The sequence below is a fragment of the Atribacterota bacterium genome, assembly GCA_039638595.1.
Classification (GTDB): Bacteria; Atribacterota; Atribacteria; order Atribacterales; family Caldatribacteriaceae; genus Profundicultor; species Profundicultor thermophilus.
Map to the genome: position 1 here is coordinate 2,501 of JBDIWM010000024.1, position 26,753 is coordinate 29,253.

Here is a 26,753-nt window from a genome sequence, read left to right on the forward strand (position 1 = left end):
CACGGTCGGTTGCGGAATTTTCCCGGATGACGTTGAAGGTAATATTGGGAGAAGAATCTTTGATATAGATGCCACCACCGTAGGTTAAAACGGCACTTGGCCAGTACTGCATGGTACCCTTTCCATGCCGGATGGTGAACCCCTCAAGGAGTGCTTGGCGGGTTCCCCCGCTCTGAAATGTCACCACACTTCCCTCGTTTTCCCCGTCGATGATGGTTGAGGCAATGATGGAAGGGTCCTGGGGGTTTTTCACTACGCAGCGTGAGGTTCTTTCCTCGAAAGTCAATATTTTCCTCATAAGTTCCGGGGGTAACCACGATTTCGTCGCCGTTTCTGGCATCGTCGATGGCTCCCTGAATGGTGGTATAGAAAAGGTTTCGGGTGAGATTATGGACCAAAGATGTTGGACTCGCTGTTTGAGTCGGGGCGGGAGTCGCCGTTGAGGCAGGGGTTATGGTTGGAGCTGGAGTGGGGTCTACATTAGGAGTGGGGGCTTCGGTGGGAATGGGAGTTGCATCTACGCTTTCGGAGTCGGGGGGTTTCCCCCAGAGTCACTGTCACATCCCAGAAAAAAGGAATTGGACACAAGAAGAACCAAGAAAACAACGTCAAAAATCAACCTTGGCTTCTTCACCATCTTTCACCCTCCTTGCAAAAACTTCCAATGCTTCTATGGTAACACCAGGTAAAAGAAGCGTCAATTTCTGGCATGGAACCATCGAAAACCCCCAAAACCCTGCGAAAGCAAATCTTTGACGCTTCATCCGTTGATGACTCCATCAGTAATCATCAAGCCAGCATGGAGAGTTCGCTCCAACCAACCCTAAACCAAAGATGATGCCAGGATTCGGCTCCTTACCCCAAAAAGGGTGCACTATACAGACTGATTTGGAAACCCGAAACCCCTTGAAGAGACCGAACACGCAAAAAGGGGATTCCAATACGGACCTTCATCGATACCCCTCTTGAGATAAAAATTGCTTGAGAAGGTTTTCCAGAGTTTCCCCCTACAGCTCGGGGAATGCCACCCAGGCTTTTTCTTCTACTTCCTGGCCATAGACTTTGAGCCCCACCCTGTGGACCACCATTTTGAGATATTTCACCACTTTTTTCAGTTTTCCGCTCCCAGGTGAGGGATAAAGGATTTCCCGTAACGGGAGCAGTCCGGGAGAGGGAAATCACGCGGCGGCGACCCTCGTCCTACCTCTGATTTGCTTGAAACAGTGAGGTTCACAAGCGCAGGCTCCTGGAAGGAGGAATGTTTTTCCATTCACCGTTAGGGATACGCTCCCTTTTCTTTAGCGAAAGAGTAGTTGGGAGCATGCGTTCTGCGGGATGGGATAACCACGATGAAACCCCCTTTTTGGAGAATCCGTAAAACCCGGGAGATAGTGGTTTTGCTCCTCACCCGAGAATTCCATGATTTTCCTATACCCCGGAAAACACTACCCGGAAGAGCCGGCATGGTAAAATAAGATGCACAGGGTAACCACCAAACACTTTGTTCATCTTCCCACTCCCGCCAGGTGCAAAAAGGTCCGGTATGGGGCTTTTAAAAACGCATGGGCCAACCTCTTTTCTGAGTTTAAACATTATGTAATTTACACATAATACGAAGATGGGGTGATTTTCCGGGGAGAGCGTTTTTTGGTGGGGGCCATCTTTACTTTCGGAACACCATTCTCTAAAATGGACACATGAGACAGGAACGCCGATGGCTGAAGGAGTTACTCAAAGAGCGAAGGCTCACCCAGGAAGAGGTATCAAAGCTTCTGGGAGTTTCTCAGGAGCTTGTTTCTAACTGGATTACCGGGTATCGAAAGCCAGGCATGAAGCACTTAAAGCGATTAGCCGAGGTTCTGGAGATGCCGGAAAAGGAACTCTTCCTGCGGGAGGGTATTTTCTCCAAGGACTTCTTTGAGGTTTCCCCGGATATGGTGCTGGTGCCCTTACTCTCGGGCAGTATCCCCTGCGGAATACCCACCGAACGCTTCGACGACTATATCGATGCCTTACAGCCCATCCCCAGGGAGTTCTTAGAAATGGCGGTGGGGAAGGCTTACCAGCACGGCCTTCGGGTCTACTTTATCCGCGCCCTGGGGGATTCCATGCTGGAAGCAGGAATCGTTCCCGGGGGACTGGTGTGTTTTTCCCCGGACATCGCCGTCCAGTCCGGGGATATTGCGGTTTTAGAGGTGGACGAAGAAGGGCTCACCATAAAACAGGTCTTTTTCCGGGGAAAAACGGTGGTCTTACAACCCAAAAATAGCCGCTACGAACCCCGGATTTTAGATACCCATGAGGTTTCCATCAAGGGCAAGGTGCTCTTTACTCTCAATTACCTCAACCATTTGCGAAAGACGTAGGCTTACCTGGGAGCCTTTCCCACCACATAGGCCAAAACGACGGAGTTGTCCCGAGCAGCAAGGTGTACTTCTTTGGTGAAGGGCCAGGCCAAGCGCACCGTAAAGGGGCGATCCCTGGAAAGAAGTTCGGTAAGAATCGGGGCTTCGTAAAAGCCCCAGACTTCATACCCTACCCCATGGGTATCGTCCTCACAGCGGGGGCGAAATGGGTATGAAGAATCTGGCCCCGGGCGTCGAGGATTTCCGCCTGGGGATGGGTGGTAAATCCGCTTCCCCCATTGGCACGGTTGGTGACCAGGAAAACGAAGTTGAGCGCGGCCGAAGCCACCCCACGGATTCTCGCAGGGGCAAAGGTGAACCACGCAGAGTGTCCCGGCGCTCGTAGCCACCAGCCAGAAATGGGACCATCAGCATGGATTTCAGAGCGGGAAGGGGAAAGGAGGGTCATCGTTCCCGTCACGGCCGAGGCTGGTTGCTGAATCTCAGTTTCGCCACCCTGGGGCTCTTCACCGGTACTTGGCGTCATAACTACGGAGAAGATACTGAGGAAATTCCCTCGTACGGTAAGAGAACGGGTTTGCGGTTCGTAGCCTGGAGCGGAAATGGTAAGGGTGTAAGCTCTGGTCGATTCAATCTGTTTGAAGAGGGCTAGGTATTTCCCTTTCGAATCTTCGTTCAAGGTGAGGTTAAGCTCTAAAAGGGCAAGAGAGGCTCCGGTAAGGTTTTCCCCATTTTTTTCCTTTCAGGATGATTTTGATCTGGGTTTCGGAAAGGTTAGCTAAGGTTCGAAAACCCCCCTCCCCGCACCGAGGACCCCCAGCCGAGAGTGCTCCCAGAAAGAAGCACCAAAACGAAAAGAAAAACGAAGGGAATCAGGCGTTTTTTCACTTTTTCTACCTCCTTTCAGAGCATTATACACCGTCCTGCAGGAGAAAAAGGCCAGCCTACCCTCTTTCTCAAAAGGTCTGGGAGAATGGTATAAAAGTGATGACCATGGGCTCGACTGCCGAACGGGTGGACCGACTGGAAGAAGCCTTGATGCGGGTACCCTACATTCAGCAGAAAACGGAGATTGAAATCCAAAATTTGAAGAACAAGACACGAGACCTCAAGAGGGGATGCAAACGTTCAAGGGCTAGTCGTCGCAAAGGAGCATCGGATCCATGCAAGAGTAATGGGGAATTTGACCAACAAACTGGGAACCCTGGCGAAAGACGTTTTTGCCTCTTCCATCGAGACGGCCCTCAACCGGTATTTTGAGATTCTTCAGAGGTGTGGACGTCGATAAACGAATCCACCGGTAAGGACATCGCGGGGTTTGAAGAAAAGCTGGAACGGATCTCCGACTTTTTGCCCCCTTACCATCTATTCCCGAACCGGCTTGTACGCCAGCGAATGAAGAATGAAACTTTCTCCAAAAACCCTCCGAGGAACGCCCTGATTTCCCAACCTTCCGGAATCACCCCATGGCGCCGCGGATCATCTCTCACACCCCCTCCAGGAATACCATGCGGAGTCAACCTTCCAAAACCCCTACCACCGGTGGTGGACATCCTCCCGGATTGAAGTGCAGTAAATCCGTTCCACTTCTGCCATGACTTCCTCCGAAAGAGGTGGAAGGCTTGAAGCCCTTGCGTTTTCCTCTGCCTGACGAGGATTCTTGGCTCCGGGAATAACCGTAGTCACCTCCGGGAACATGAGAATCCATTTCAGGGCAAACTGGGCCATGGTGTAACCTGGAGGAACAAGCGCCCTGAGTTTCTCGACCACCTGCAGGCCCTTTTCAAAGTCCACTCCGGCAAAGGTCTCTCCCCGGTCGAAGGCCTGCCCATAGCGGTTAAAGTTCCGGTGGTCATCAGGAGGAAAAGCGGTGTCTTTGGTCATCTTTCCAGTCAGAAGACCACTGGCGAGTGGCACTCTCGCGATGATAGCCACCCGCTTTTCCCGACAGCGAGAGAAAAAGAGCTCTGCGGGCCTTTGCCGAAAGACGTTGAAGATGATCTGCACGCTGCGCACTCCAGGATACTCGATGGCCTTCAAACCTTCCTCCACCTTCTCGACGCTAACCCCATAGTAGCGAATTTTTCCCCCGGCGACGAGTTTATCGAGGACCTCAAAAACCTCAGGGCGATAGTAGACCTCGGTCGGTGGGCAATGGAGCTGCAAAAGGTCGATGGTGTCAACCTGGAGATTTTTGAGGCTCCGCTCCACAAACCGGGTGAGGTTTTCCTCGTTGTAACCGTCAGCAGTATGAGGAGAAAGACGCCGTCCGGCTTTGGTGGCCACAAAAACTCGCTCTTTTCGTTCCTTGAGAACTCGGGCAATGAGTTGTTCGCTCCTTCCGTCGCCGTACACGTCGGCAGTATCGATGAAGTTCATTCCACAATCAACGGCCTTGTGCAGAGCGGCGATGGCATCTTCTTCCTCCACTTTTCCCCAGCCGCTTCCAATGGCCCAGGCCCCAAAACCCACTTCGCTCACTGCCACACCACACCGTCCAAAAATTCGTTCGTTCATGATTCCCACTCCTTTTTTTCTACTATACCACAGAAAATTTTTCCTTTTTCCCCCAAGGCGAGGGAAAAAGAAAAATTTTCTGGAATCGTAAGGGCAAAACCCCGCCTCTCACCAGTTATCCACAACTGTGAGTAAGCTGTGGATAACTTGCAAGGAAGAGGAATCTATGGTTAAATGGAGGACAGAACGGTTTTCCACCCTCCCGCGGAAAAAGAGAAAAATGGGAAAGAAAAAATAGAAAATGGTGATTTTTTCCTTAAAGGACGGGAAAAAGGAGGGTTTAAGGAATGGGTTGTGGAAAACTCCGTGGATGGAAATCGAATAGTTGAGGTGTATCAGTATGAAAGCCTTCTCAAAAGAGGTTCAGGAGCTGTGGATAAAAACTCTGTCGATTTTAGAGAAACAGCTCTCCGTTCCAGAGTACCATGCCTGGTTGGAGAATACCAGAGCCATTTCGGCCAGTGAACGAAAGCTCATCCTGGCGGTGCCCAGCGAATTTTGCCGGGAAAAGCTGGAACAGCGGTATCTAGAACTCATTCGTTATGCCTTTCAAAAGGCACTTGGGACGGACCTTCCTAACTTAGAAATCGGAGTGGTGGTGGAACCCTCCCTGGGGAAAGAAGGGGAAAGACCTTTGGAACCGGCTTGGGGGGGAGAATGGGAGAAACCCAACCTCAACCCTCGGTATACCTTTTCAAGTTTCGTAGTGGGAAACAGTAATAAGTTCGCCCACGCCGCAGCCATGGCGGTGGCCGAAAGCCCGGCCCGTTCCTACAATCCCCTTTTTATCTACGGGGGCGTGGGTCTGGGAAAAACCCACCTCATGCACGCTATCGGCCACCACATCTTAAACCGCGATAGCAAAGCCCGGATCGTTTACGCTTCTTCAGAGAAATTCACCAATGAGCTCATCAACGCCATTCGGGATGATAAGACTGAAGAGTTTCGCCAGAAGTACCGTAACGTAGATGTGCTCCTTATTGACGATATCCAGTTCCTGGCTGGAAAAGAGCGGACTCAGGAGGAGTTCTTCCATACCTTTAATACCCTGCATGAAGCCTTCAGACAGATTGTACTCACCAGCGACCGGCCACCCAAGGAGATTCCCACCCTTGAAGACCGCTTGCGCTCCCGGTTCGAATGGGGACTCATTGCTGACATCCAACCCCCGGATTTAGAAACCCGGATTGCTATCCTGCGCAAAAAGGCGGAGATAGAAGGAGTGGAAGTACCGGAAGAGGTGATGAACTTCATCGCCAATCGCATCCCCTCTAACATCCGGGAGTTGGAAGGAGCCCTGGTGCGAATCAAAGCTTTCTGCACCTTAAACCGGGTGAGTCCTACCTTGGAAATCACCCAGGAAATCCTCAAAGACATCCTTCCCCGGCGGGAGAACCACAAGATCTCAGTGCTCACCATCCAGCGGGTGGTGGCCGAACACTTCAACCTTAAACCTAGCCTCATGCGAGCCAAAAAGCGTAGTAAAGAGGTAGCCTACCCCCGGCAGGTCGCCATGTATTTAGCCCGGGAACTTACCGACTTATCTCTCCCCTCCATTGGAGAGGAATTTGGAGGACGGGACCACACGACAGTTCTCCATGCCTACGAGAAAATCAAAGGGGATATAAAGAGCAATCCACAGTTCGCGGCGGAAATCAGTGGATTAATTGAAAAAATCCGGGCTGAAAAAAGCTAGTCAAAACCAGAAAAACACCTTATGCACAGGTTTTGGTGTTCCAGGAAGAGAAGAGCCAAAAGGAAAAAGGGAGAGTTTTCCACAGGAAAGACGTATCTCTACTACTACTATGTTTTGAAAGGTATTTCAAAAGAGTACAAGAAGGGAGGATGAAAAGGTGGAAATAGAAATCGACGTCACCCTCCTTAAAGAGATGGTGGGAAGGGTGTACCGAGTGGTTTCTGGACGTCCAGCGGTACCGGTGCTCTCTGGAATTCTACTCGAAGCTGAGGAAAATGAATTACGACTCACTGCTACTGATTACGAAATGGGTGTGCGAGCCTGGTGTGCAGTAGAAGTGAGAACCTCAGGAAATGCAGTTTTGCCTGGAAAGATTTTCTATAACCTAGTGCGGAGTAGCGGTAGAGGAACCATACGCCTCATTTCCCAGCCTGATTCCACGGTGGAGATTTTTTCTGGGAAGAGTTACTATAAACTCTCTGGGTTTTCTCCAGAGGATTTTCCGCTTTTTCCACCCTTCCCTGAAGATTCTCCGATTGTTGTAGATGGAGGAGAGTTGAAGGAAGCGCTCTTACAGACCTACTTTGCCGTCTCCAAAGACGAAATGCGTCCTCCGCTCACCGGGGTATTCTTCTCTCTTCAAGAAGGAAAGCTATACCTGGTGGCAACCGATGGACACCGCCTCAGCGTGCGCCAGATCAAGGATTTTGGGAGTACCGTAGAGCAGTACCAGGGTATCATCCCTGCTCGCTCTGCCAGTGAGTTGTTGCGTCTTGTCTCTGGGGGAAAGGTGACCATTTTTCCAGGAAAGGGAGAAGTCCTCTTTCGTCTGGATGGTACGGACCTCTTTTCTCGACTTATTGAGGGAGAATATCCCCGCTATGAGCAGGTGATTCCCAAAGAGTTCATCACCGAGATCGAGGTTCTCCGGGTGGAGTTTTTAGGGGCGTTGGAACGGGCTTCGCTGGTGGCTTCGGCGGGGAGCCCGGTGGTGGAAATGGTCCTCAAAGAGGAGGGAGTAGAGATCGTGTGTCAGGCTCAAGACGTGGGAGTGGCCAAAGAAGAAGTGGAGGGAAAAGTGGAAGGGAAGCGCCTGAACGTAGCTTTTAACGTCCGTTATCTTCTGGAGGCTTTGCGGGTGGTGAACTGGGAACGAGTAAAGATTGGACTTTCAGGGGAACTCTCTCCGGCCAAGGTGTTTGAGGAAGGAGGGCCATTCCAGTACGTGGTGATGCCGGTGAAGCTTAGGGAGGAGTAGCCTCCTCTATGTACTTCCAGGAAGTTCAGGTGCGGAATTTCAGGAACCTGCGGAAGGTGGAGTTTAATTTTATTGAAGGTTGTATTTTCTTGGTGGGGGATAATGCCCAAGGGAAAAGTAACTTCCTGGAGGCCCTTTTTCTTTTGGCCCGGGGATTTTCTCCTCGCCGGGCTAAAGATCATGAACTTGTCTACTTTGGGGAAGAGGGGGCATTTATCGGAGCAAAAATCCAGGGTGCCAGGGGATTTTTTACCAAAGAGGTGGTCCTGCACCACAACGGGAAAAAGGAATGGCGGGTGAATGGAAAGCGAGGAAAAGGAGAGGATCCAGTGTGGCTGACGGGGTACTTCCCCGAAGATGCCGAAATCGTGGGAGGAGCCCCCAAGAATCGCCGGTACTTCTTTGATCAGGCTATTTCCTTTCTTTTTCCTCCCTATCGTCAATTCCTGCGGGAGTACGAAAAGGTGGTGGAGCGGAGAAACTGGCTCTTGCGAGAAGGGGAGGGGAGGGAACTCCTCCCCGCCTATAGTGAGAAAATGCTCGCTCTGGCTTGGCGGATTGTGGAGTGGCGAGTACAATATATGGGGGTTTTCGCTCCCTTTCTGAAAGAGTCCTACCAGGCTCTTTTTGGGAGGGGGGTGCTGGAAGTCGAGTACCGTAGTGAGGGGTACTCGTGGAGGGAAGGAATCAAAGAGGGTTTAAAGAAGGCGCAGAAGGAGTTTGAAGAAGAGGAGAAAGAGAGGGGTATGACCCTTTTTGGTCCCCACCGGGATGAGATTTGTCTTCTTCTGGGAGGACAGGAGGTACGGGACTTTGCTTCCCAGGGGGAGAGAAAAGGAGTGGTGTTAGCTTTGAGGCTAGCGGAAATGGAGGTCATTCGTAAAAAGACTAGGGAGAGGGTGGTGGTGCTCCTCGATGACCTCTTTTCCGAGCTGGATGAAAAACGCCGTCGTCTGGTTCTGGAGCAGGTTTTGCGGGGGAGTCAGGTGTTCGTCACCACCACAGAGCGAGAACTTGCGGAGAAGGCGGTGAAAACCTCTTTAGCCCAGGGATTTGAGGTGGAGGAGGGAGGAATCAGGCGGTGGTGAGCCGGTGACCGAAAACCGGTTCTTTTCGGGGAAACCCACCCCCATCGGGGAAATTTTAGCGGAGTACCTGAAAAAGGCGGGAATTGCTCCCCAGATTTCGGCCTATTCTTCACTACGGCACTTTGGGGAGTGGTTTCCGGAAATAGCGGCGGTGGCGGCTCCGGTCAGGTTTAGCCATGGAACGCTGTACCTGCGGGTGGAGGATCCCCTCTACACCGCTCAGGTGAAGGCCAGGGTTTCGGCCATCCGGGAAAAATTTCGGGAAGCTGGTTTAGCGGTGGAACGAGTGAAGATTCAGTGTCAGTGATGAGGTGAGAAAAAGTTGGCTCAAGTGCGGGAGTACAGTGCGGAACAGATTCAGGTTTTAGAAGGGTTAGAAGCGGTACGCAAGCGCCCCAGCATGTACATCGGGAATACCGGTTCTGGGGGACTGCACCATCTGATTTTTGAAGTGGTGGATAATAGCGTCGATGAAGCCCTGGCTGGGTGCTGTACCGAAGTGCGGGTGGTCCTGCACCGGGACGGGAGTACTTCGGTGGCGGACAACGGCCGGGGAATTCCGGTGGAGGTGCATCCGGAGGCGGGACGTCCGGCGGTGGAGGTGGTGTTGACCAAGCTCCATGCGGGAGGAAAATTTGGCAGTGGAGCCTACACCATTTCAGGAGGTCTGCATGGGGTAGGGGTTTCGGTAGTGAACGCCCTTTCGGAGTGGCTTCTTGTGGAGGTCTGCACGAAGGGAAAACGCTATCGCCAGCGCTACGAGCGGGGAAAGCCGGTGACCGAGCTTGAGGTGGTGGGCGATACCGACTGCAGTGGTACCACCATCCGCTTTAAGCCGGATCCCCTCATTTTCCCCGACACCGAGTTCCATTTCGATACCACGGCGCAGCGGTTGAAGGAACTGGCCTACCTCAACCCGGGTTTATCTCTCAGCATTCTGGATGAGCGTAGCGGAAAGGAAAAACGGTACGCTTTTGAGGGGGGAATCCGGGCTCTGGTGGTTCACCTCAACTCGGGGAAGGGAGTTTTACACCCTGACCCCATCTTCTTTGGGGGGGAACGGGACGGGGTGAAGGTGGAGGTGGCCCTGCAGTACAACGAGGGGTACCTGGAAAACCTGATTTCCTTCGCCAATAACATCAACACTGAAGAGGGTGGCACTCACGTGACCGGTTTTAAAACTGCCCTCACCCGGGTGGTGAACGAGTACTTGGAGCGCCACGGGGTTTTGAAGGAGAAAGAGGAACCACCCACGGGGAATGATGTTCGAGAGGGTTTGTGCGCGGTGGTGAACGTGCTCCTTCCCAATCCCCAGTTTGAGGGACAGACTAAGACCAAACTCGGGAACCCTGAAGTTCGCCCAGTGGTAGAAGACCTCGCCTATACTTTTCTTTCCTCCTTTTTTGAGGAAAATCCGGAGGTGGCCCGTCCGATTGTGGAGAAAATCCTCCAAGCGGTGCGGGTACGCTTGGCGGCCAAAAGAGCTCGGGAGTTAGAGCGGAAAAAGGATGCTCTGGAGTCGGTTTCCCTTCCAGGGAAGTTGGCCGATTGTGCGGAACGCAATCCAGAGCGAGCGGAACTGTTCATCGTGGAGGGTGACTCAGCTGGGGGCTCAGCCAAACAGGGTCGGGACCGGCGCTTCCAGGCCATTTTGCCCTTGCGGGGAAAGATCCTCAACGTGGAGAAGGCCAACCTCCACAAGATTTTGGGAAGCGAGGAAATTCGGAACATCGTGGCCGCCCTGGGATGTGGAATTGGGGAAAATTTTAATCCCGACAAGGTACGCTACCGCCGGGTAATCATCATGACCGATGCCGATGTGGACGGAGCCCATATCCGGACCTTGCTCCTTACTTTCTTTTACCGGTACATGAAAGATTTGATCGAAGGAGGAAGGATTTTTATTGCTCTTCCCCCCTTATACCGGGTGAAAGAGGGAAAGAACGACTATTACGCTTTCGACGACCGGGAGCTTGAAGGACTTCTGGCGAATCTTAGGGGGAAGAAGTACACCATCCAGCGCTATAAAGGCCTGGGGGAGATGAACGCCGAACAGTTATGGGTGACAGCCATGAACCCAGAAACCCGGACCCTCAAGCAGGTGACGGTGGAAGACGCGCTTTTGGCAGAAGAAACCTTTAGTATCCTCATGGGTGATGCAGTGGAACCCCGCCGGGAATTCATCCGGGAGCACGCCCATGAAGTGGTGAATCTGGATATATAAGGACGAAGGGCCATGACTGAAGAAAAAGGAAAAGTGATTCTGGTTGATATTGCTGGGGAGATGAAAGAGGCGTACCTCAACTACGCCATGAGCGTCATCGTGGGGCGGGCCCTACCTGATATCCGCGACGGGCTCAAACCGGTGCAGCGGCGCATTCTCTACGCCATGCACGAGATGAATTTGCGCTTTGGGGAACCTTACCGTAAGAGTGCTCGAGTGGTGGGAGATGTTCTGGGAAAATACCATCCCCATGGGGACATGGCGGTGTACGAGGCCCTGGTGCGCATGGCCCAGGATTTCACCTACCGTTATCCTCTGGTGGACGGCCATGGAAACTTTGGTTCAGTAGATGGAGACCCCCCCGCGGCCATGCGCTATACCGAGGTGCGCTTGTCCGCCATTGCTGCGGAACTCCTCCAGGATTTGGAAAAGGAGACGGTGGAGTTTGTCCCCAACTTCGACGAATCGGCCAAAGAGCCAACGGTTCTCCCGGCGCTCTGGCCGCAACTTTTAGCTAACGGGGCTTCCGGGATTGCCGTGGGTATGGCCACCAACATTCCCCCCCACAACCTGGGGGAACTCATCGAGGGGATTCTTTTTCTCATCGATCACCCCCAGGCTTCGTATCAGGAGCTTTTACGCTTCATTCCCGGACCTGATTTTCCTACTGGAGGCAAAATCGTGGGACGCCGAGGGATTGAGGAGTACTTCCGGGAGGGGAAGGGAAAATTCACTCTGCAGGGGGAAGCCTATTTTGAAGAGGTGGGAAAAGGGAAGCAGGCTCTCATCATCCGAGAACTTCCCTATCAGGTGAACAAAGCCCAGCTCGTAGAATACATTGCCCGCCTGATCGAGGAGAAAAAACTCTCGGAAGTGGTGGAAGTGCGGGACGAATCCGACCGGGATGGGGTGCGGGTGGTTCTGGAGTTGCGCCGGGGGGCTAATCCCCACTACGTGATGAATTACCTCCTGAAGCACACCGCCTTCCGGGTGAGCTTTGGAGTGATCCTTTTAGCTCTGGTGGATGGGAAACCGGAAATCCTGGGGATGAGAGAGGCCCTCATCCACTTTATTGAGCACCGCAAAACTGTGGTGCGGCGTCGCAGTGCTTTTGAACTCCGCGAGGCGGAGGAACGTATCCATATTCTCAGGGGGTTTTTGCAGGCCCTGGACTATATCGATGCGGTGATTGCCACGATACGAGCTTCCCAGAGCGTTCCGGAGGCCAAAGAGGCCCTCATCACCCGGTTCTCCTTCACCGAAAAGCAGGCCCAGGCGATTTTGGAGCTGCGCCTGCAACGTTTGGTGGCGCTGGAACGGGAAAAAATTGCCGCCGAGTATGAGGAACTGACTAAAAAGGTGGCCCGTTTGCGGGAAATCCTCTCTCAGGAAGAGGTTCTTTTGGGAGTGGTGAAAGAGGAACTGGAATCTGTTCGGGTCAAGTATGCCGATTCCCGTCGCACTAAGATCGTGGAGGAAGAGGAGGAAGTGGATGAAGAAGACCTCATCCGGGAGGAGGACATCGTCATCACCCTCACCCGGGATGGGTATGTAAAGCGGGTTCCGCTTTTGACCTACCGCCGGCAGGGGCGAGGTGGAAAAGGAGTTACCGGCATCACCACCAAGGAAGAGGATTTGGTCTCAGATATCGCCGTGACCACCACTCTTTCCCGGGTTTTCCTCTTCACCAGCTCCGGGCGGGTGTTCCAGCTTCCCGCCCATCGCATTCCGGAAGCGCCCCGTCAGGGGAAGGGGATGCATCTTGCGAACCTCGTCCCTCTGGAGGGAGAGGAGCGGGTGGTGACCCTCATTCCAATACGCCGTTTCGAAGAGGGGAAGTACCTCTTCTTCGTCACCCGGCGTGGCAAGGTGAAAAAGAGTGACCTCCTTGAATTCATGTCCATAACCCGCAAGGGCATCCGGGCCATCACCCTGGAGGAGAAGGACGCCTTGAGCGCGGTATTCGTCACCCAGGGAGGGCAGAATATTTTCTTAGCCACCGCCCGGGGTTATGGGCTGCTCTTTTCGGAAGAAGACGTCCGGCCTATGGGACGGGTAGCCGGAGGAGTACGGGGTGTTTCCCTGCGGGAGAAGGACCATGTGGTGGGAGCGTGCCTTCTTGAAGGGAGAGAAACCCTGCTTGTGGTCTCTAGCCTCGGTTTAGGCAAGCGCATCGAGATGGCCGATTTCCCCCGGCGCCGCCGGGGTGGTCGGGGTATCATCATCATGAAAACCGGGCGAGGAGGCCCTCTTCTAGGGGTTGCCCCCATTAAAGGGAACGAAGAGGTGCTCCTTTCCACAAAAAGCGGTCTTCTCATTCGTCTGCACCTTGAAGAAATTCCTCTTCAGGGGCGGATCACCCAGGGGGTACGTCTGATTCGTCTGGACAAAAACGATGAGATTGCTGACGTGGCCTTAATCCAATGAAAACTCATGCTCATGGTGGAAGATGGATTGAACTTGAACGCTCCGGAATAAAAATTCGGGCAGATTTCAGTGCTAGTCTCAACCCCTGGGGACCTCCGGAGGTGCTCGTGGAGAAGTGGGGGGAACTTTTCCGCTTCGCTCAACTCTACCCCCCGCTTGACCTTTCCCTGTATCGGAACCCCATTGCGGCCCTTTACGGGTACGATTCGTCCTTCGTTCTTCCCTGTAATGGGGCCACCCAGGGGATTTACCTTCTTTCCCGGGTTTTGCCCGTAAAACGGGTACTGGTTTTGGAGCCTCTTTTTACTGAGTATGCCCGGGCTTTTGCAATTTCCGGAAAAGTGGTGTTCCATTTCTTACTTTTCCCCGCCGCCCAAGAAGACCGTCTGGTGGAGGTGATCCAAAAAGAGGGGATTGAAGTTTTGGTTCTGGGTAACCCCTCCAATCCCTTGGGAGAGGTAGAAGGAGTGAAACTCTACCATGCGCTTCGTGCAAGGGGGTTTTCTGAGCTTGTGGTGATCGCGGACGAGGCCTTTCAGGAATTCATGGGGGAAGAGACGACCCTCGCTCCGTTTCTGGCCCGGGACCGGAACCTCTACTTGGTGCGTTCCCTCACCAAGTATTATGCCATTCCGGGTTTGCGGGGAGGGTTCATCCTTTCCCATCCTGACAACATAGCCTTTTTGGAGCCCCACCTTGAGCCCTGGAGTTGCAACGGGGTTCTGGCGGGAACTCTCTTCCTTCTGGCTTCTGCGGATTTATCCTCCTTCCATGCTTGTACCCGGGAGAATTTGGGGTGGGAAAGGGAGTTTTTGGAAAATCGGTTCCGACGGATGGGGTCGATTCTGGAGTATTTCCCCTCCCGGGTCAATTTCTACGCCTTCCGGGTTAAAAAAAGTCCAGAGGACTTCTTTCAGCTCCTTCTCCAGGAGGGTATTCTGGTGCGCCGGTTGACCGAATTTTTGGGCCTGGGGGAGGAATTTTTCCGCCTGGCGGTGCGTCGGCGGGAGGAGAATGAACTCTTTTTCGAGGTGGTGGAAAGATTTGTCCAGAAGCTATAACCGAAGCGTCCTCCTTTTGGGGGGCGCGCGAAGTGGCAAGAGCAAACAGGGAATGCGGATGGTGGAAGAGAGTGGCCTGCGGCCCGTGTACTGTGCCACCGGGGTTCCCACCGATGCGGAGATGGAGGCGCGGATTGCCCGCCATCGAGCACAGCGGAAAGAGCCCTGGACCACCGTGGAAGCGCCCTTTGGATTTGCCGAAGTGCTGAGGAAGAATCTGAAGGGGATGGCCCTTCTTGTAGATTGTGTAACCTTTTTCCTCAATAACCTCTTCTATCGGGAGAAAGACGAAGAGAAAGTGAAAATGCAAGCTCAGCAGGAATTGAGGGCCCTCCTTGAAAAGCGTAAAAAGGACGGCTTTTTCCTGGTTCTGGTATCCAATGAGGTGGGGATGGGCATTGTGCCTGAGACCGAAGCGGGACGCCTTTTTCGGGACCTGCAGGGATGGGTGAATCAGTGGTTAGCGAAAGAGGTGGACGAAGTGTATATCCTTCTGGCGGGGATTCCATGGCGACTCAAATAAGAATACTGAAGTGCCTGCGTTTGGCCTTTGGTTTCCTCACCGTTTTTCCGGTGGGGAGGGTGCAGGCAGAAGAGGGAGAGCTGGCTTTGGCTAGTTTCTTCTTCCCTCTGGTGGGAATGTCTCTGGGGTTTATCCAGTTCTGGATCTGGTGGCTTTCGTTTTCCTGGACCCAAAGCTTAGCTTTGTCAGCTTTTTTTGGGGTACTCGTTCTGGTGATTTTCACCGGAGGACTCCACCTGGATGGGGTGGCGGACGTCTGCGATGCCTTTTGGGTTTCGGATAGAGATCGTCGCAAAGCTGTCCTCAAGGACTCCCGCCTTGGCACATTCGGGGCTCTGGGGGTGTTTTTGTTCGTCATTCTGAAGCTCATCCTCTTAATGGAAACTCGGGACTTCTTCTATTTCCTGTGGGCTCCTCTTCTGGGGCGCCTGGGGGTGCTGGAACTGGCGGCTTTATTTCCTCCGTTCGCTGAGGAGGGGTTAGGGAAGGAACTCATGGGAAGGGTTTCCCTTTTTTTCTCCCTTTTCTGGATGGCCGTGGTGGGATTTTTGATGCTGAGATTCCAGGGGGTAGAACACCTTTTGAAAATCGGCATCCACTTTGGTATCATTTACCTGCTTGGAATGGTATTCAAGAAGCGCTTTGGAGGATTGAACGGCGATATGTTGGGGTGTACCATCGAGATGGGAGAAGCTCTGGTGCTTTTCTTGGGGAGGTTTTGAGGACCATGCGAGCCCTTTGCCCGGGGAGTGTGGGAGAGCTGGTGCAGGGACTGCGGGAAGGGAAAGAGGTTCTGGTTTCTCTGACCGCGGATTGCTTCGGTGAGGTGATGGTGTTTCTGGGAGAGGAAAAAGAGAAAGAAACCCCCTTCTGGAAAACGAAAAAAGCGCTTGAGGTGGCCCTCAGACTCTGGGGCCGGGAGGACCTGATAGATCGGATCCGTTTTTCTCGCCGCAGTTCCATCCCGGTGGGAAAAGGATTTGCTTCCAGCACTGCTGACGTTGCGGCTGCGGTGGGAGCTTTGGCTTCTCTTCTGGGACGGAGAGTTTCCGAAGAGGAGATTGCCCGGGTGGCGCTTCAGGTAGAACCGAGTGATGGGACCTTTTTTTCACCTCTTTCCCTCTTTGACCACCTCCGGGGAGAGCTGGTGGTGCGGCTTCCTTTCCCCCGGTATCTGGGAGTGGTGGTGGTGGAACTCCCCGGGACAGTGGAGACCGTAGAGGTAGACCGGGAACGGTTGCGACAAAACTGGGAACGCTTCCAAAAAGAACTCGAGGAAGCCTTTACCCTTTTGGAGCGAGGTCTGGAGGAACAGGATTTGCACCTGGTGGGCCGGGCTGCCACTATAAGCAGCTTCATCATGCAGGAGGTGGAGCCCGAAGAAGTTTTCACGGTGTTGCAGGCGCATCGTCGGGAAATAGGAGCCTTGGGGGTGAATCGAGCTCATACTGGGAGAGCCTTCGGGGTGCTCTTTGACCGGCGGGTGTATCCGGAAGCGGTGATGCAGGAACGGGTGGAAATGTGCCTGAGGAGGTATCCGGTTCGGCTATGGACAACGAAAGCCATTGCCGGAGGGGTGAAGGTGATTCGGTCATGAAGGAAATTTACCTTTTGCGTCACGGGGACACCGACGCCACCGAAAGGGGATACTATGCTGGATGGATGGATATCCCCCTTTCTCCAGAGGGGCGAAGGCGAATCCTGCGGGTACGGGAGATGCTCCCTCAGGATGGGTTTCGGAAGGTTTTGGTGAGTCCCCTCAAACGGACCCTGGAGACTGCCCAGATAGTGGCCTACGGGGCTCCGCTTGAGATCCATGAGGCTTTGAAGGAGCGTTCATTTGGCGTGTGGGAGGGAAAAGGCTGGACGGAGATCGAAACCGGTTTTCCCGAGGAGATGCGAGCCTGGAGAAGGGATCCGCTCCATTTTACTCCACCGGGGGGAGAGAGTTTTGAGGCCGTGCTTTTGAGGGTGGCCACCTTCTGGGAAACTTTCCAAAAAGAGCCAGAAGGGCGCTATCTTCTCGTTACCCATGGAGGCGTGATTCGCTCCCTTCTTGTACACCTTTTGCGTATCGACTTTGCTTCTACCTTTTCCATTCTCCTTGACCCGGGTGTGGTGGTGCAATTCCGAGAAGAAGGAGGGTTTTTGCAGCTCATTTCCCTGGTGAATGTGGAGGGTGAGAGAAGGTGAATGCGGTGATTCTGGGGCTGGGGTTTTTGCTCGATGCCCTTCTGGGTGATCCCCAGGGGCGATGGCATCCGGTGGCACTCGTTGGGGTGCTCATTGAGAAACTCGAAGGAGTCCTCTTTCCCCGAAAGCGAAACTTTCGAAAGGAGTTTGTGCTAGGGTTTATACTCGTCGTGGTGCTCCTTGTGGGTCTGGGGGGAGGATACTTCGTTTTGGGACGATTTCTCTGGCGCCGGTTTCCGGTCCTCTTTTTAGCGCTGGAAGGGTACTTTATCTTCAGTTTTCTTGCCCTGCGGACCCTGCGTAAGCGAGGAGAAGAGGTGAAGGAGGCTTTAGAGCGAGGAGATTTGCCCCGGGCCCGAGCGTGCTTAAAGCACCTGGTGGGCCGGGATACCGAACACCTCTCAGAGTGGGAAGTGGTGCGGGGATGTGTGGAGTCTCTAGCGGAAAACTTTAGCGATGGATTTCTGGCTCCTCTCTTTTACATGAGCCTTCTGGGCGGTTTGGGGGGGCTTCTCTATAAAATCACCAACACCCTCGATTCCATGGTGGGGTATCAGGATTTCCGCTACTTCTTTTTTGGCTTTGCCTCAGCCCGCCTTGATGATATCCTCAATTTCGTTCCGGCCCGGCTGAGCGTGTTCTTCATTGCCCTGGGAACCATTTTTACCCCGGGAGGCGCCCGGAGAGCGCTTCGGTGCGCGCTCCGGGATGCCAGAAACCATGCCAGTCCCAACGCTGGATGGCCGGAAAGCGCCATGGCCGGCGCTCTGGGGATACGCTTGGGAGGGGTGAACTACTATGGAGGAAAGCGCGAGGAGATGGCTTTTATGGGAGATTCCCTGCAGGAACTCACCGTAGAGCGAATTGGTGAAGCCCTGGAAATCATTCGCCAGGGTGGTATGTGGGCAGCAGGGGTGTTCGTGGCCCTCTCCTTTTTCCTCTGGCGCTAAAAAGGAGGAAATCGATGGACAATCCCATTCCGGTATCCCGTTTTGACCCAGCCAAAATCAAAAAACGGGTGGTTTTCCCCATTCTCATCAGTGTGGGAAGCATGGTCTTTATTTTTTCCTTTACCTCTTTTCGGGGTCTTTCCATCGAGGACATTGAACAGACCCGCTTTCACTTCCCCTTTTTGGGGGTGGCGCTCCTTGTGCTTTTTGCCACCTGGATAGTGGATGGCTTGCGGGTTTATCTCACCGCCCGGGCCTGGGTGAAAAGGATTTCCTTCCGCAGTGCCCTGGTGGCGGTGCTTTCCCAGTACTTCATGGCTTCCATTACCCCTTTTATGACCGGAGGAACTCCGGCCCAGCTCTACGTTCTGGCTCGCTCCGGACTGGGGTGGGGGGAAGCGAGTAGCTTGGTGGTAGTCTGCGGGATCCTCTACCAGGTGAGTTTGCTCCTTCTCCTTTTTATCTTTGTGTTCCTCTTTCGGGTGGGGTTCACTCTGCGGGGGGTACTTTTGGGGGTGCTCTATTCCTTTGCCATTTTCTATAGCGTGGTGATGTTTCTCCTCTTTTTTTTCCTGTACCATCCTTCAGCGCTCTTTCGGGCCACCAACTGGGGTATTTCCTTTGTGCGCCGACATTTCCGGTGGGCGAAGTTCTCCGAAGAGGCAGTACGGAAGTGGATCGAAGGGTTTCTGGAAGAGTTCCGGAATGGTTTTGCCATCCTTTTCCGCAAAAAACCCCAGTATCTGGTCTGGAACCTGGGGTGTTACATGTTTAACTATACCCTCATTTTTTCCTTAGCCTATTTTGTCATCCGGGCGCTGGGCAGTTCCCCCCCGATTTTACGGGTCATCGGGATGCAAATTCCTCTGTTTTACATCTTTTCCTTTATTCCCTCCCCCGGAGCCAGTGGGGGAGCGGAGGTATCGCTGGCTTCGGTTTTTTCGGGATTGGTGGGGATTAATAAGGTAGGGTTGTTCGTTCTTCTGTGGCGGTCGTTCACCTTCTATTTGCCCATGTTTGCAGGAGGAGTGGTCTTTTTCCGGGTGTTGCGAGGTGTGGGGGGGCGGTGATGGAGGAACTCTGGAGAGCCACCCTTCGGGATCTGGTAGGTGCTTTTCCCATGGCGATTTCCGGAGCAATTCTAGCCCAAAAAAGAGGGGTGAGCCGAGTGGCGGTGTGGAAAAGCGTTCAGGCCCTTCAAAAGATGGGTTTTCCAGTCCAGCCTTCCCGCAAGGGTTACCGGCTGGAGGCGCTTCCGGACTCCCTTTTTGGTCCCTACTTGGAGGTGCTTCTTGAGGAAACCTTTCCGAGCCTGCGGGTGGTTTTTTATCCCCAAACTCCTTCTACCAGCACCGCGGCCAAAGAACTTGCCCATGCGGGGTGTCCGGAAGGAACCCTGGTGGTGACTGAAAATCAGACCCAGGGTCGGGGACGCTTGGGGCGAGAGTGGTTTGCCGAACCCCAAAAATCTCTTGCATTTTCGTTGTTGCTCCGTCCTCCGATAGAACCTCGGTTTTGCCCCGCCCTTTCTTTGCTTGTTGCCCTCTCTCTGACTCTTGCTTTAGAAGACTTGGGTTTTTCTCCCACCCTCAAGTGGCCCAATGATTTGTTTCTTTCTGGGAAAAAGGTGGCGGGGGTGCTTTTGGAGAGTAGTTTGGAAATGGACCGGCTGGAGTGGGTCGTGGCGGGTGTGGGGGTGAACGTGAATGGAGAGAACTTCCCTCCCGAACTTGGGGACCGGGCCACCTCTCTTTTTCTTGTAAAAGGGGAACCAGTCAAGCGATTTGAGGTATTAAGGGCCTTTTTGAAGGTGTTCGGGGTGGAGTACCATCGCTTTTTGGAGCAGAAAAACTTTGCTCCCTGGATTCCTCTTTTTTCCTCTCGTGCTCCCTTTTTGGGAAAGCCGGTGCGGGTGGTTTCGGGAGAGGGAGCCGTCCAAGGGATAGCGCAGCAAATCGACGAAGAAGGAGCCTTGTGGATAGAGGGGAGGCGTTTCTGGTGGGGAGAGGTTTCTCTTTTAGTTAACCTTTGATATAATTTTGGTTAACTAAAAGAGAAAAGGAGTGAGAGCGTGACTGTTTCCCTCCGTTCTTTAGTCCGAGCAAGCCTTTTCCTGGCTCTGGCGGTGGCGGTGAGCGTGCTCTTTCGGTTTACGGCGACTTTGGTTCCCTTTTCCCTTTTACCCCTGGTGGTCCTCCTTTGCGGCCTTACTCTGACCCCCAAAGAGTCTTTTTTGGCGATGTTTGGATATTTGCTCCTCGGGCTTTTGGGGCTTCCGGTTTTTGCCACCCCCCCATTTGGAGGCGTAGGGTATCTCCTCAAACCCACCTTTGGATTTATCCTGGGTTTTGTGGTGAGCGCCCCTCTTTTATCCTTCTTTTTGCACCGCCAAAAGAGCCGCTCTTTTTGGACGCTTTTGGGATTTTCCCTCCTGGGGCTTCTTTTTCTCTACCCCTTGGGACTTTTTTATCTCTATATTATAATGAAAGTGGTGGGGAAACCTCTTACCGCATACCAGGTGTTTCAGGTGGGGCTTTTCCCCTTCATCGGTTTTGATGTCCTGAAAGCCTTTCTGGCGGCGGCTGTTTCCTTTCGGATGCGTGAGAGGATGACCGGAGGAGGGAAGTGAATGAGTCCACTGTGGTGGGGAATTGTGGGAAGCCTAGTGGCTGGACTGGCGACGGGGGTGGGAGGGATTCCGGTTCTTTTTCCCTCTCTCCATCGTATCTCCCATCGCTTTCACGATGAACTTCTGGGGTTTGCGGCCGGAGTGATGCTTGCCGCTTCAGCCTTTAGCCTTTTGGTTCCAGCCATCGAAGTTGGCGGAGCCTGGCCGGCGTTTTTTGGCGTGGCTCTGGGGGCTTTGTTTCTGGACCTCCTTGACCGAGCGATTCCCCACGAACACTTTGAAAAGGGCCAAGAGGGACCAGCGAGTCGTTTGCGCAAAATTTGGCTCTTTGTGATTGCCATCACTCTGCACAACTTTCCTGAGGGGCTGGCGGTGGGGGTGAGTTTTGGGAGTGGCAATATCACCACTGGTACTGTGGTGGCCACCGCCATCGGGCTTCAGAACATTCCCGAGGGAATGGCGGTGGCGATATCGCTCCTTTCGGTGGGGTATACTCGTACACAGGCTTTTCTAATCGCATTGCTCACTGGTTTAGTGGAACCATTGGGAGGGCTTTTGGGGGCAGGTCTGGTTTCGGTGATGCATTCTTTTCTTCCCTGGGGAATGAGTTTGGCTGCCGGGGCCATGATTTTTGTGATTGGCGACGAAATCATTCCCGAAACTCACCACCGGGAAAATGCCCGTTTTACCACCTATGCCCTGATGCTTGGATTCATGGTCATGATGCTCCTTGACAACGTCCTTAGCTAAGCTTTTCCCTGTACTACCTGATTCGCCCAGGTGATGAAACGATAAGGATAGGGAGTATCGGGGGCGCTTACCGCGTCGAGGTGCTCTATGTCTTCTGGGGTAAGTGACCAGCCCACGCACCCTAGGTTATCTTCAAGTTGTGCTAAACGCGTTGCTCCCAGGATAGGGATGACCCCTTCTTTTTGGAGGAGCCAGTTGAGCGCGACCTGGGCTACGGTTTTTCCATGTTTTTTGGCCAGTTCCTCAAGAAGGCTCAAAATCCGGAAGTTCTTTTCCGTGCCCCGCCGGCTCCAGTGTTCCTCCCACTCCGCTTTGGCATGGGCAATCCGACCCTCTTTGGGAAATTCTCCGGCCTTATATTTTCCGGACAAGAACCCTCCTCCCAAGGGTCCCCAGGCCATGATGGAAAGGGAGAAAGCCCGACAGGCGGGCACCACCTCAAGCTCGATGTTTCGCTCCACCAGACTGTACTCCATCTGGGCGGAAATAAAACGGGGAAGGTGAGCGTGCTCGGCGATTCCCACCGCCCGGGCGATCTGCCAGCCGGTGTAGTTGGAAAGGCCTACGTAGAGCACCTTTCCCTGACGCACCAGGAGGTCCAGGGTTTCCAGGGTCTCCTCTAAGGGGGTGGTCTGGTCAAAGCAGTGAATCTGGTACAGGTCCAGGTAATCGGTCTGCAGGCGCCGCAAGCTCCCCTCTAAAGCCCGCGCCAGGTGCTTGCGATTGGCACCGTGGTCATAAAGCCCTTCTCCCATGCGGAAAAATCCCTTGGTGGCCAGAACCACCCCGTGGCGTTTTTCGCCCTGGAGAGCTCTTCCAATGATTTCCTCTGACCGTCCCTGGGCATAGATGTTGGCGGTGTCGATGAAATTTCCTCCCCGTTCCAGGTAGAGGTGGAGCATCCGCACCGATTCCTCTTCGCTTGCCTCCCGCCCGAAGGTCATGGTTCCTAACGCCACCTCTGACACCAGAAGCCCACTTTTTCCTAAGTTCAGGTATCGCACCAGAATCCCTCCCTTTCCTCACAATGGAGCACTTTTCCTTGGCGGTGCATGTACCCTAAAAATGCTTGTACTGCCTCCCTTTCCGTTTCCAAAACCCGCAAAAGGACCTTCCCTTCCTGGTCTAAAGAGACCCTTTCCCGGTCCTGGACCATTCCCCGCAAGCGGTTGACGAGGAAATCCCGGTGGGGAGGGCTCAGGGTCACAGTGAAAAGGGAAGTTCTGGCGTACTCCGCAAGACCGCTTCGTTCTAACACCATTCGGGCAGCCTTCCCGTAGGCCTCGATGAGTCCCCGGATTCCCAATTTTTTTCCCCCAAAATAGCGCACCACCACCACTAGAGTATGGATGAGCCCAGAGTGCCGCAGGGCCCCCAGAACCGGTCTTCCAGCAGACCCGGCCGGCTCTCCCCCGTCGGAAGCAAATTCTCCATTCTCCCTCAGGCGCCAGGCGTACACGTAGTGGGTGGCACCGGGGAAGAAATTCTGCACCTCTTTCAGTTTGGCCTTCCCTTCTTCCTGACTTTCGATCCGAAAACTCAGGGCAACGAACCGGGAGCGTTCCACCATGAGTTCTACCCGGGTTTCTCTGGCGATGGTTCGCATTGGCATTTCCTCTCTAAGGAGTATAATACGAAGAAGAAAGGAAGAAAAGGGGGTGGTTGGTTGGGAGGAAATCGGATGCTTTTCCTGTTTGGAAAATTTCTCCTCATCGGTGCCTTCACTTGGGGTGGGGGATATGCCATGCTCCCGTTAATCAAGCGGGAACTGGTTCGCCCGGGACTTTTATCTCTGGATGAGTTCCTGGAGATCTTGGCTTTAGCCCAGAGCCTTCCCGGGGCCGTAGCCATCAACACCGCCTCTCTGGCCGGGCGCAAGCTCGCCGGTCCAAGGGGGCAATTTATCTCCATCTTGGGGTCGGTGCTCCCTTCTTTTTTCTCTATCGTGATCCTCGCCTTTTTCCTCTTTCGCGCCGCGAACCTTACCCCTGTGCGGCACTTTTTCCATGGGGCCATTCCAATGGTGGCGGCCCTCATCCTTTTTGCTGTATGGGATATCGGGAAAACGGTCGTCAAAAACGCGGAAGACCTCATTGTGGCCCTCCTTTTTGTGGTGCTCCTGCGCTTCTTCCACTTCCACCCTCTGTGGGTGGTTCTTCTGGGAGGGGTGTATGGGATGGTACGCAAAAAATGATGTACTTCGCTCTTTTTCTTGCCTTTTTAAGGGTGGGATTTTTTGCCTTTGGAGGGGGGCTGGCGGCTCTTCCCCTCATTGAAAAAGAGGTGGTGGAACGCACCACCTGGTTAACCCAGCGGGAATTTTTGGAGTTGGTGACCCTCTCTGAGCTCACCCCTGGCCCCATCGCGGTGAATTCGGCCACCTTCACCGGCTTTCGGGTGGGTGGGATGCTGGGAGCCTTCGTTGCTACCAGCGCCTTTTGCCTTCCCTCTCTGATTCTGGTTGCCATCACCTCCCGATTCCTGGTTCATTTTACCGATTCTTCCTGGGTGACACACTTCTTGCGAGGGTTACGTCCGGTGATCCTGGCCCTCCTTATCTCCGTAGCCCTTTCTTTCCTTCAACGGGGGGTGGATAACGTCTTTTCTCTCCTTCTTCTGGCCGGGGGGGTGGTGTTGTTCTCTCTGCGCCGGGTGAACCCGGTTCTTTTGCTCCTTCTTGCTGGACTCCTGGGAATTCTCTTCTACCGGTAGCGTTTCTGACCGCTTTCCAGGACCATCCCACCACCGCTAGGAGGATGACCCCACCCCCTAAAAGTGCCCACCTTCCCGGGGCTTCGCCCAAAAAGAGGAATACCCATATCGGGTTTAAAATCGGCTCGATGATGGGAACAAAACAGGCTTCAAAGGCCGTCGCGGTTTTCACCGCTTCCACGTAGAGAAGGTAGGCTACCCCAATCTGGAAGACCCCCAGAAGCACCAGGAACCCTATTCCCCGGGGCTCAAGAGTTCCCTGCCCCATGAAGGGAGCGCCAATCAGGGCCGCCACGATGTTACCTAGAAGTACTGCCTCAAAGGGCGAGCCATTCCGTTCTAAACGTAAAAAGATGGCCAAAAGGGCGAACATCACCCCGCTTCCAATGGCAAGAAGGTTCCCCAGGAGACTTCCCCACTCCACCTTCCCCAGAAAGAAGAAAATCATACCCAGAAACACCGTTCCCACGGCCATAAGGTCCTCTTTTCTGGGGCGCTCATGGAGGAGAGGCCCAGAGAGGAGAATCACGTAAATTGGAGCGCTATACTGCAGAATGATGGCATTGGCGGCGGTGGTCAATTTATTGGCTAACACAAACAGTACCACCGTCCCGGCATAGCTGAAAGCGGCCCCAATCTGGGTTTTAGAGAAAGTGAACCTGGGCCGGCGCAGGTAAAGGAGGAACACCAGAGCCGCTATACCGCTTCGTGCTCCGGCAATGGCCAGCGGATTCCAAGCCACCGACTTAATGAGCACTCCCCCAAGGCTCCAAAAGAGGGCTGCCATCACCAGGAATACCGTTCCTCGATGTGCGGTCACCATGGCATCCATTATACAGAGGAAAGGAGAGAAGAAACAACGGGGTCCCCCTCCTTTTGGATCTTCGTGGTGTATAATGGATAGAAAACCGAAAGAATGGTTTTTCTGGGGAACAGGGGCATGGAGTGCCGAAATCAAAAGGAGAAAGGGTTGTGGCAGGAGGAGCTGGTTCTTTTTGACCAGGTGCAATTCATCTATGAGCTGGCCCTGGCCCAGCTTGAACTCACCATGTTGGGGGTGAAATTCACCCTCGAAGACGGACTTCGGGAATTCAGACTGGTGGAAGCGGAAGACATCCCCAAAGCAGGAAGGAGACTCGCCTATTTTGCCCGGATTGCTGGGACGCCGACGGTGTATTCCCGGATTATCGGGAAAAATCGCACCCGCTCGGTCAACCAGTACCTCACCCACTGGATTTACCCCTATAAGGGGAAGTTCCATCCCCAGATGGTTCGGGCCCTTTGCAATATTATCGGACTGAACCCGGGTGACACCGTCCTTGACCCCTTTGTGGGGAGTGGTACCACTGCCTTAGAAGCGCAACTTTTGGGGGTGCACTGCATTGGAATTGATGTTTCTCCCCTAAGTGTCTTACAGACCAGGGTGAAGACCGAATCGGTTTTTGTCTTACCGGACATTCTCCAGTGGAGGGAAAGGGTGGAATCCCTGCTACCCCAAAGAGGAAAAACGGGGGGTCTTGACCTCTCCTTCATTCCGGAAGAACGGGTGAGGAACTTCTACCTCATGGCTCAACTGGTCGCTACCAGCGACCACACCCGGCGCAGAAGAGATTTTCCCCGCGCTTTCTTGCAAAACCTCCAGCGGATGGTGGGGTCAGTTTCGGACTATGCGGAACTCGTCCGGGATTTACCCCTCGAGCTCGGTCGGGTCGATATTCGGGTGGGGGATGCGCGGAACCTGCCGCTTCTAGACGAAAGCGTGGATGGCATCATCACCTCGCCCCCCTATTCCATCGCTCTTGATTACGTGGTCAACGACGCCCACGCCTTCCGGGAAATGGGCTATGACCCCCTTCTCCTTCGGGAATCCTTCATCGGGGTCCGGGGCAAGGGGAGGGAAAAAATTGCCCTCTACAACGAAGACCTGAAGCAGAGTATCCGGGAGATGGCCCGGGTTTTAAAACCCGGAAAGCAGGCGGTGATCGTACTTGGGAATGCCACCCATATGGGCGGAGAAATTCCCACCGTAACCTTTTTCACCGACTGTGCCCAGACAATGGGATTCCGGCTCTGCCACAACCTCAAGAAAATCATTTTTGGTCTCTATAACGTGATGCAGAGGGAAAACATTTTGATTTTCCAAAAAGGATAGACTGGCAGTGCTATTCCGGTCCACACCCCTTCTGCAAGTTGGGCGAAAACCGCCTGGCGTGGCAACCAGAGGATGCTTCCGATTGAGCTGATTCGTATCGTAGAGTAACTCACCCCCGCTTCTTCCGGAAGAAGCGGGGGAAAACCACTACACCCTGAAGCGTTCCACCAGGGTCCGCAGCTCGTCAGCCAATTTGGCCAAGGATTC

27 protein-coding genes and 1 pseudogene (1 of these 28 cut by a window edge) are annotated in these 26,753 nt (G+C 53.7%); 20 read left to right on the forward strand and 8 right to left on the reverse strand.

Annotated elements, in window-relative coordinates:
• Together ABDK92_06795 and ABDK92_06800 are read right to left on the reverse strand one after the other, a co-directional pair.
• Window positions 1–340 carry the 5' portion of a hypothetical protein gene (locus ABDK92_06795; protein MEN3186328.1) on the reverse strand. 560 nt of this gene lie to the left of the window's left edge, so 340 of the gene's 900 nt are visible here — the first part of the coding sequence; the start codon lies at window positions 338–340; its stop codon lies beyond the left edge, outside the window.
• 268 nt (window positions 341–608) lie between these two features.
• The gene (locus ABDK92_06800; GenBank protein MEN3186329.1) at window positions 609–764 is read right to left on the reverse strand and encodes a hypothetical protein; all 156 of its coding nucleotides are present in this window, start codon (window positions 762–764) and stop codon (window positions 609–611) included.
• Between the two features lie 933 nt (window positions 765–1,697).
• Here ABDK92_06800 and ABDK92_06805 point away from each other — a divergent pair.
• Complete coding sequence (locus ABDK92_06805; GenBank protein ID MEN3186330.1) at window positions 1,698–2,366, forward strand: S24 family peptidase; 669 nt, start codon at window positions 1,698–1,700, stop codon at window positions 2,364–2,366.
• Window positions 2,367–2,535: 169 nt separating this feature from the next.
• Here ABDK92_06805 and ABDK92_06810 read toward each other — a convergent pair whose 3' ends face one another.
• On the reverse strand, window positions 2,536–3,045 hold the full coding sequence (locus tag ABDK92_06810) for a hypothetical protein (GenBank protein MEN3186331.1): 510 nt from the start codon (window positions 3,043–3,045) through the stop codon (window positions 2,536–2,538).
• A gap of 854 nt (window positions 3,046–3,899) precedes the next feature.
• Entirely contained in the window at window positions 3,900–4,883 is a 984-nt protein-coding gene (locus ABDK92_06815; protein ID MEN3186332.1) for an aldo/keto reductase, read from the reverse strand.
• Between the two features lie 340 nt (window positions 4,884–5,223).
• On the opposite strand from ABDK92_06815, the gene dnaA reads away from it, so the two are divergent.
• The 16 genes from dnaA to ABDK92_06895 all read left to right on the forward strand — a co-directional run bounded on the left by dnaA (window position 5,224) and on the right by ABDK92_06895 (window position 21,682).
• Window positions 5,224–6,579, forward strand: a complete 1,356-nt coding sequence (gene dnaA, locus ABDK92_06820) for a chromosomal replication initiator protein DnaA (protein MEN3186333.1) — start codon at window positions 5,224–5,226, stop codon at window positions 6,577–6,579.
• A gap of 157 nt (window positions 6,580–6,736) precedes the next feature.
• Window positions 6,737–7,837 (forward strand): DNA polymerase III subunit beta, encoded by a 1,101-nt coding sequence (dnaN, locus tag ABDK92_06825; GenBank protein ID MEN3186334.1) that lies wholly within the window; start codon window positions 6,737–6,739, stop codon window positions 7,835–7,837.
• An 8-nt stretch (window positions 7,838–7,845) separates the two neighbouring features.
• A complete protein-coding gene (recF, locus tag ABDK92_06830; GenBank protein ID MEN3186335.1) occupies window positions 7,846–8,925 on the forward strand; it encodes a DNA replication and repair protein RecF in 1,080 nt (359 codons plus the stop codon).
• 4 nt (window positions 8,926–8,929) lie between these two features.
• A complete protein-coding gene (locus tag ABDK92_06835; GenBank protein MEN3186336.1) occupies window positions 8,930–9,232 on the forward strand; it encodes a DciA family protein in 303 nt (100 codons plus the stop codon).
• A gap of 15 nt (window positions 9,233–9,247) precedes the next feature.
• A complete protein-coding gene (gene gyrB, locus ABDK92_06840; GenBank protein MEN3186337.1) occupies window positions 9,248–11,149 on the forward strand; it encodes a DNA topoisomerase (ATP-hydrolyzing) subunit B in 1,902 nt (633 codons plus the stop codon).
• Between the two features lie 12 nt (window positions 11,150–11,161).
• The gene (gene gyrA / locus ABDK92_06845; protein MEN3186338.1) at window positions 11,162–13,576 is read left to right on the forward strand and encodes a DNA gyrase subunit A; all 2,415 of its coding nucleotides are present in this window, start codon (window positions 11,162–11,164) and stop codon (window positions 13,574–13,576) included.
• Window positions 13,573–14,637: an aminotransferase class I/II-fold pyridoxal phosphate-dependent enzyme gene (locus tag ABDK92_06850; GenBank protein MEN3186339.1), complete on the forward strand. Its 1,065-nt coding sequence runs from the start codon at window positions 13,573–13,575 to the stop codon at window positions 14,635–14,637. The genes gyrA and ABDK92_06850 overlap by 4 nt, the downstream gene beginning before the upstream one ends.
• Window positions 14,621–15,160, forward strand: a complete 540-nt coding sequence (cobU, locus tag ABDK92_06855; GenBank protein MEN3186340.1) for a bifunctional adenosylcobinamide kinase/adenosylcobinamide-phosphate guanylyltransferase — start codon at window positions 14,621–14,623, stop codon at window positions 15,158–15,160. The genes ABDK92_06850 and cobU overlap by 17 nt, the downstream gene beginning before the upstream one ends.
• Window positions 15,145–15,882: an adenosylcobinamide-GDP ribazoletransferase gene (gene cobS, locus ABDK92_06860; protein MEN3186341.1), complete on the forward strand. Its 738-nt coding sequence runs from the start codon at window positions 15,145–15,147 to the stop codon at window positions 15,880–15,882. Before cobU ends, cobS begins: the two co-directional genes overlap by 16 nt.
• A 5-nt stretch (window positions 15,883–15,887) precedes the next feature.
• Window positions 15,888–16,757, forward strand: a complete 870-nt coding sequence (locus ABDK92_06865) for a hypothetical protein (GenBank protein ID MEN3186342.1) — start codon at window positions 15,888–15,890, stop codon at window positions 16,755–16,757.
• Window positions 16,754–17,353 carry an alpha-ribazole phosphatase gene (cobC, locus tag ABDK92_06870; GenBank protein ID MEN3186343.1) on the forward strand — a complete coding sequence of 200 codons (600 nt, stop codon included), beginning with the start codon at window positions 16,754–16,756 and terminating at the stop codon, window positions 17,351–17,353. The genes ABDK92_06865 and cobC overlap by 4 nt, the downstream gene beginning before the upstream one ends.
• On the forward strand, window positions 17,350–18,303 hold the full coding sequence (cbiB, locus tag ABDK92_06875; protein MEN3186344.1) for an adenosylcobinamide-phosphate synthase CbiB: 954 nt from the start codon (window positions 17,350–17,352) through the stop codon (window positions 18,301–18,303). Before cobC ends, cbiB begins: the two co-directional genes overlap by 4 nt.
• 14 nt (window positions 18,304–18,317) lie before the next feature.
• Window positions 18,318–19,373 carry a lysylphosphatidylglycerol synthase transmembrane domain-containing protein gene (locus tag ABDK92_06880; protein MEN3186345.1) on the forward strand — a complete coding sequence of 352 codons (1,056 nt, stop codon included), beginning with the start codon at window positions 18,318–18,320 and terminating at the stop codon, window positions 19,371–19,373.
• On the forward strand, window positions 19,373–20,335 hold the full coding sequence (locus ABDK92_06885; protein ID MEN3186346.1) for a biotin--[acetyl-CoA-carboxylase] ligase: 963 nt from the start codon (window positions 19,373–19,375) through the stop codon (window positions 20,333–20,335). Before ABDK92_06880 ends, ABDK92_06885 begins: the two co-directional genes overlap by 1 nt.
• Window positions 20,336–20,374: 39 nt before the next feature.
• Entirely contained in the window at window positions 20,375–20,932 is a 558-nt protein-coding gene (locus ABDK92_06890) for a biotin transporter BioY (protein ID MEN3186347.1), read from the forward strand.
• Window positions 20,933–21,682 carry a ZIP family metal transporter gene (locus ABDK92_06895; protein ID MEN3186348.1) on the forward strand — a complete coding sequence of 250 codons (750 nt, stop codon included), beginning with the start codon at window positions 20,933–20,935 and terminating at the stop codon, window positions 21,680–21,682.
• Here ABDK92_06895 and ABDK92_06900 read toward each other — a convergent pair.
• Both ABDK92_06900 and ABDK92_06905 read right to left on the reverse strand, forming a co-directional pair.
• Entirely contained in the window at window positions 21,679–22,686 is a 1,008-nt protein-coding gene (locus tag ABDK92_06900) for an aldo/keto reductase (GenBank protein MEN3186349.1), read from the reverse strand. The two genes, ABDK92_06895 and ABDK92_06900, sit on opposite strands and share 4 nt — an antisense overlap.
• The gene (locus tag ABDK92_06905) at window positions 22,674–23,288 is read right to left on the reverse strand and encodes a YigZ family protein (protein MEN3186350.1); all 615 of its coding nucleotides are present in this window, start codon (window positions 23,286–23,288) and stop codon (window positions 22,674–22,676) included. Before ABDK92_06905 ends, ABDK92_06900 begins: the two co-directional genes overlap by 13 nt.
• A 75-nt stretch (window positions 23,289–23,363) precedes the next feature.
• Between ABDK92_06905 and ABDK92_06910 the strand changes: the two genes are divergently transcribed.
• Both ABDK92_06910 and ABDK92_06915 read left to right on the forward strand, forming a co-directional pair.
• Entirely contained in the window at window positions 23,364–23,876 is a 513-nt protein-coding gene (locus ABDK92_06910) for a chromate transporter (protein MEN3186351.1), read from the forward strand.
• A pseudogene (locus ABDK92_06915) lies at window positions 23,876–24,319 on the forward strand (chromate transporter). Before ABDK92_06910 ends, ABDK92_06915 begins: the two are co-directional and overlap by 1 nt.
• Here ABDK92_06915 and ABDK92_06920 read toward each other — a convergent pair.
• Window positions 24,237–25,217, reverse strand: coding sequence for a DMT family transporter (locus ABDK92_06920; protein MEN3186352.1), 981 nt, complete (start codon window positions 25,215–25,217; stop codon window positions 24,237–24,239). The pseudogene ABDK92_06915 and the gene ABDK92_06920 sit on opposite strands and share 83 nt — an antisense overlap.
• Window positions 25,218–25,334: 117 nt before the next feature.
• On the opposite strand from ABDK92_06920, the gene ABDK92_06925 reads away from it, so the two are divergent.
• Window positions 25,335–26,546, forward strand: coding sequence for a DNA methyltransferase (locus ABDK92_06925; protein MEN3186353.1), 1,212 nt, complete (start codon window positions 25,335–25,337; stop codon window positions 26,544–26,546).
• Here the strand turns inward: ABDK92_06925 and ABDK92_06930 are convergent.
• The coding region (locus ABDK92_06930) for a hypothetical protein (GenBank protein MEN3186354.1) at window positions 26,498–26,753 on the reverse strand (256 nt) is incomplete at its 5' end. The two genes, ABDK92_06925 and ABDK92_06930, sit on opposite strands and share 49 nt — an antisense overlap.

Coding starts and splice junctions, on each gene's coding strand:
- ABDK92_06800 (MEN3186329.1), bottom strand. CDS start 764: ATGAAGCGTCAAAGATTTGCTTTCGCAGGGTTTTGGGGGTTTTCGATG.
- ABDK92_06805 (MEN3186330.1), top strand. CDS start 1,698: ATGAGACAGGAACGCCGATGGCTGAAGGAGTTACTCAAAGAGCGAAGG.
- ABDK92_06815 (MEN3186332.1), bottom strand. CDS start 4,883: ATGAACGAACGAATTTTTGGACGGTGTGGTGTGGCAGTGAGCGAAGTG.
- dnaA (MEN3186333.1), top strand. CDS start 5,224: ATGAAAGCCTTCTCAAAAGAGGTTCAGGAGCTGTGGATAAAAACTCTG.
- recF (MEN3186335.1), top strand. CDS start 7,846: ATGTACTTCCAGGAAGTTCAGGTGCGGAATTTCAGGAACCTGCGGAAG.
- gyrA (MEN3186338.1), top strand. CDS start 11,162: ATGACTGAAGAAAAAGGAAAAGTGATTCTGGTTGATATTGCTGGGGAG.
- ABDK92_06850 (MEN3186339.1), top strand. CDS start 13,573: ATGAAAACTCATGCTCATGGTGGAAGATGGATTGAACTTGAACGCTCC.
- cobS (MEN3186341.1), top strand. CDS start 15,145: ATGGCGACTCAAATAAGAATACTGAAGTGCCTGCGTTTGGCCTTTGGT.
- ABDK92_06865 (MEN3186342.1), top strand. CDS start 15,888: ATGCGAGCCCTTTGCCCGGGGAGTGTGGGAGAGCTGGTGCAGGGACTG.
- cobC (MEN3186343.1), top strand. CDS start 16,754: ATGAAGGAAATTTACCTTTTGCGTCACGGGGACACCGACGCCACCGAA.
- ABDK92_06880 (MEN3186345.1), top strand. CDS start 18,318: ATGGACAATCCCATTCCGGTATCCCGTTTTGACCCAGCCAAAATCAAA.
- ABDK92_06885 (MEN3186346.1), top strand. CDS start 19,373: ATGGAGGAACTCTGGAGAGCCACCCTTCGGGATCTGGTAGGTGCTTTT.
- ABDK92_06895 (MEN3186348.1), top strand. CDS start 20,933: ATGAGTCCACTGTGGTGGGGAATTGTGGGAAGCCTAGTGGCTGGACTG.
- ABDK92_06905 (MEN3186350.1), bottom strand. CDS start 23,288: ATGCGAACCATCGCCAGAGAAACCCGGGTAGAACTCATGGTGGAACGC.
- ABDK92_06910 (MEN3186351.1), top strand. CDS start 23,364: ATGCTTTTCCTGTTTGGAAAATTTCTCCTCATCGGTGCCTTCACTTGG.
- ABDK92_06920 (MEN3186352.1), bottom strand. CDS start 25,217: ATGGTGACCGCACATCGAGGAACGGTATTCCTGGTGATGGCAGCCCTC.
- ABDK92_06925 (MEN3186353.1), top strand. CDS start 25,335: ATGGAGTGCCGAAATCAAAAGGAGAAAGGGTTGTGGCAGGAGGAGCTG.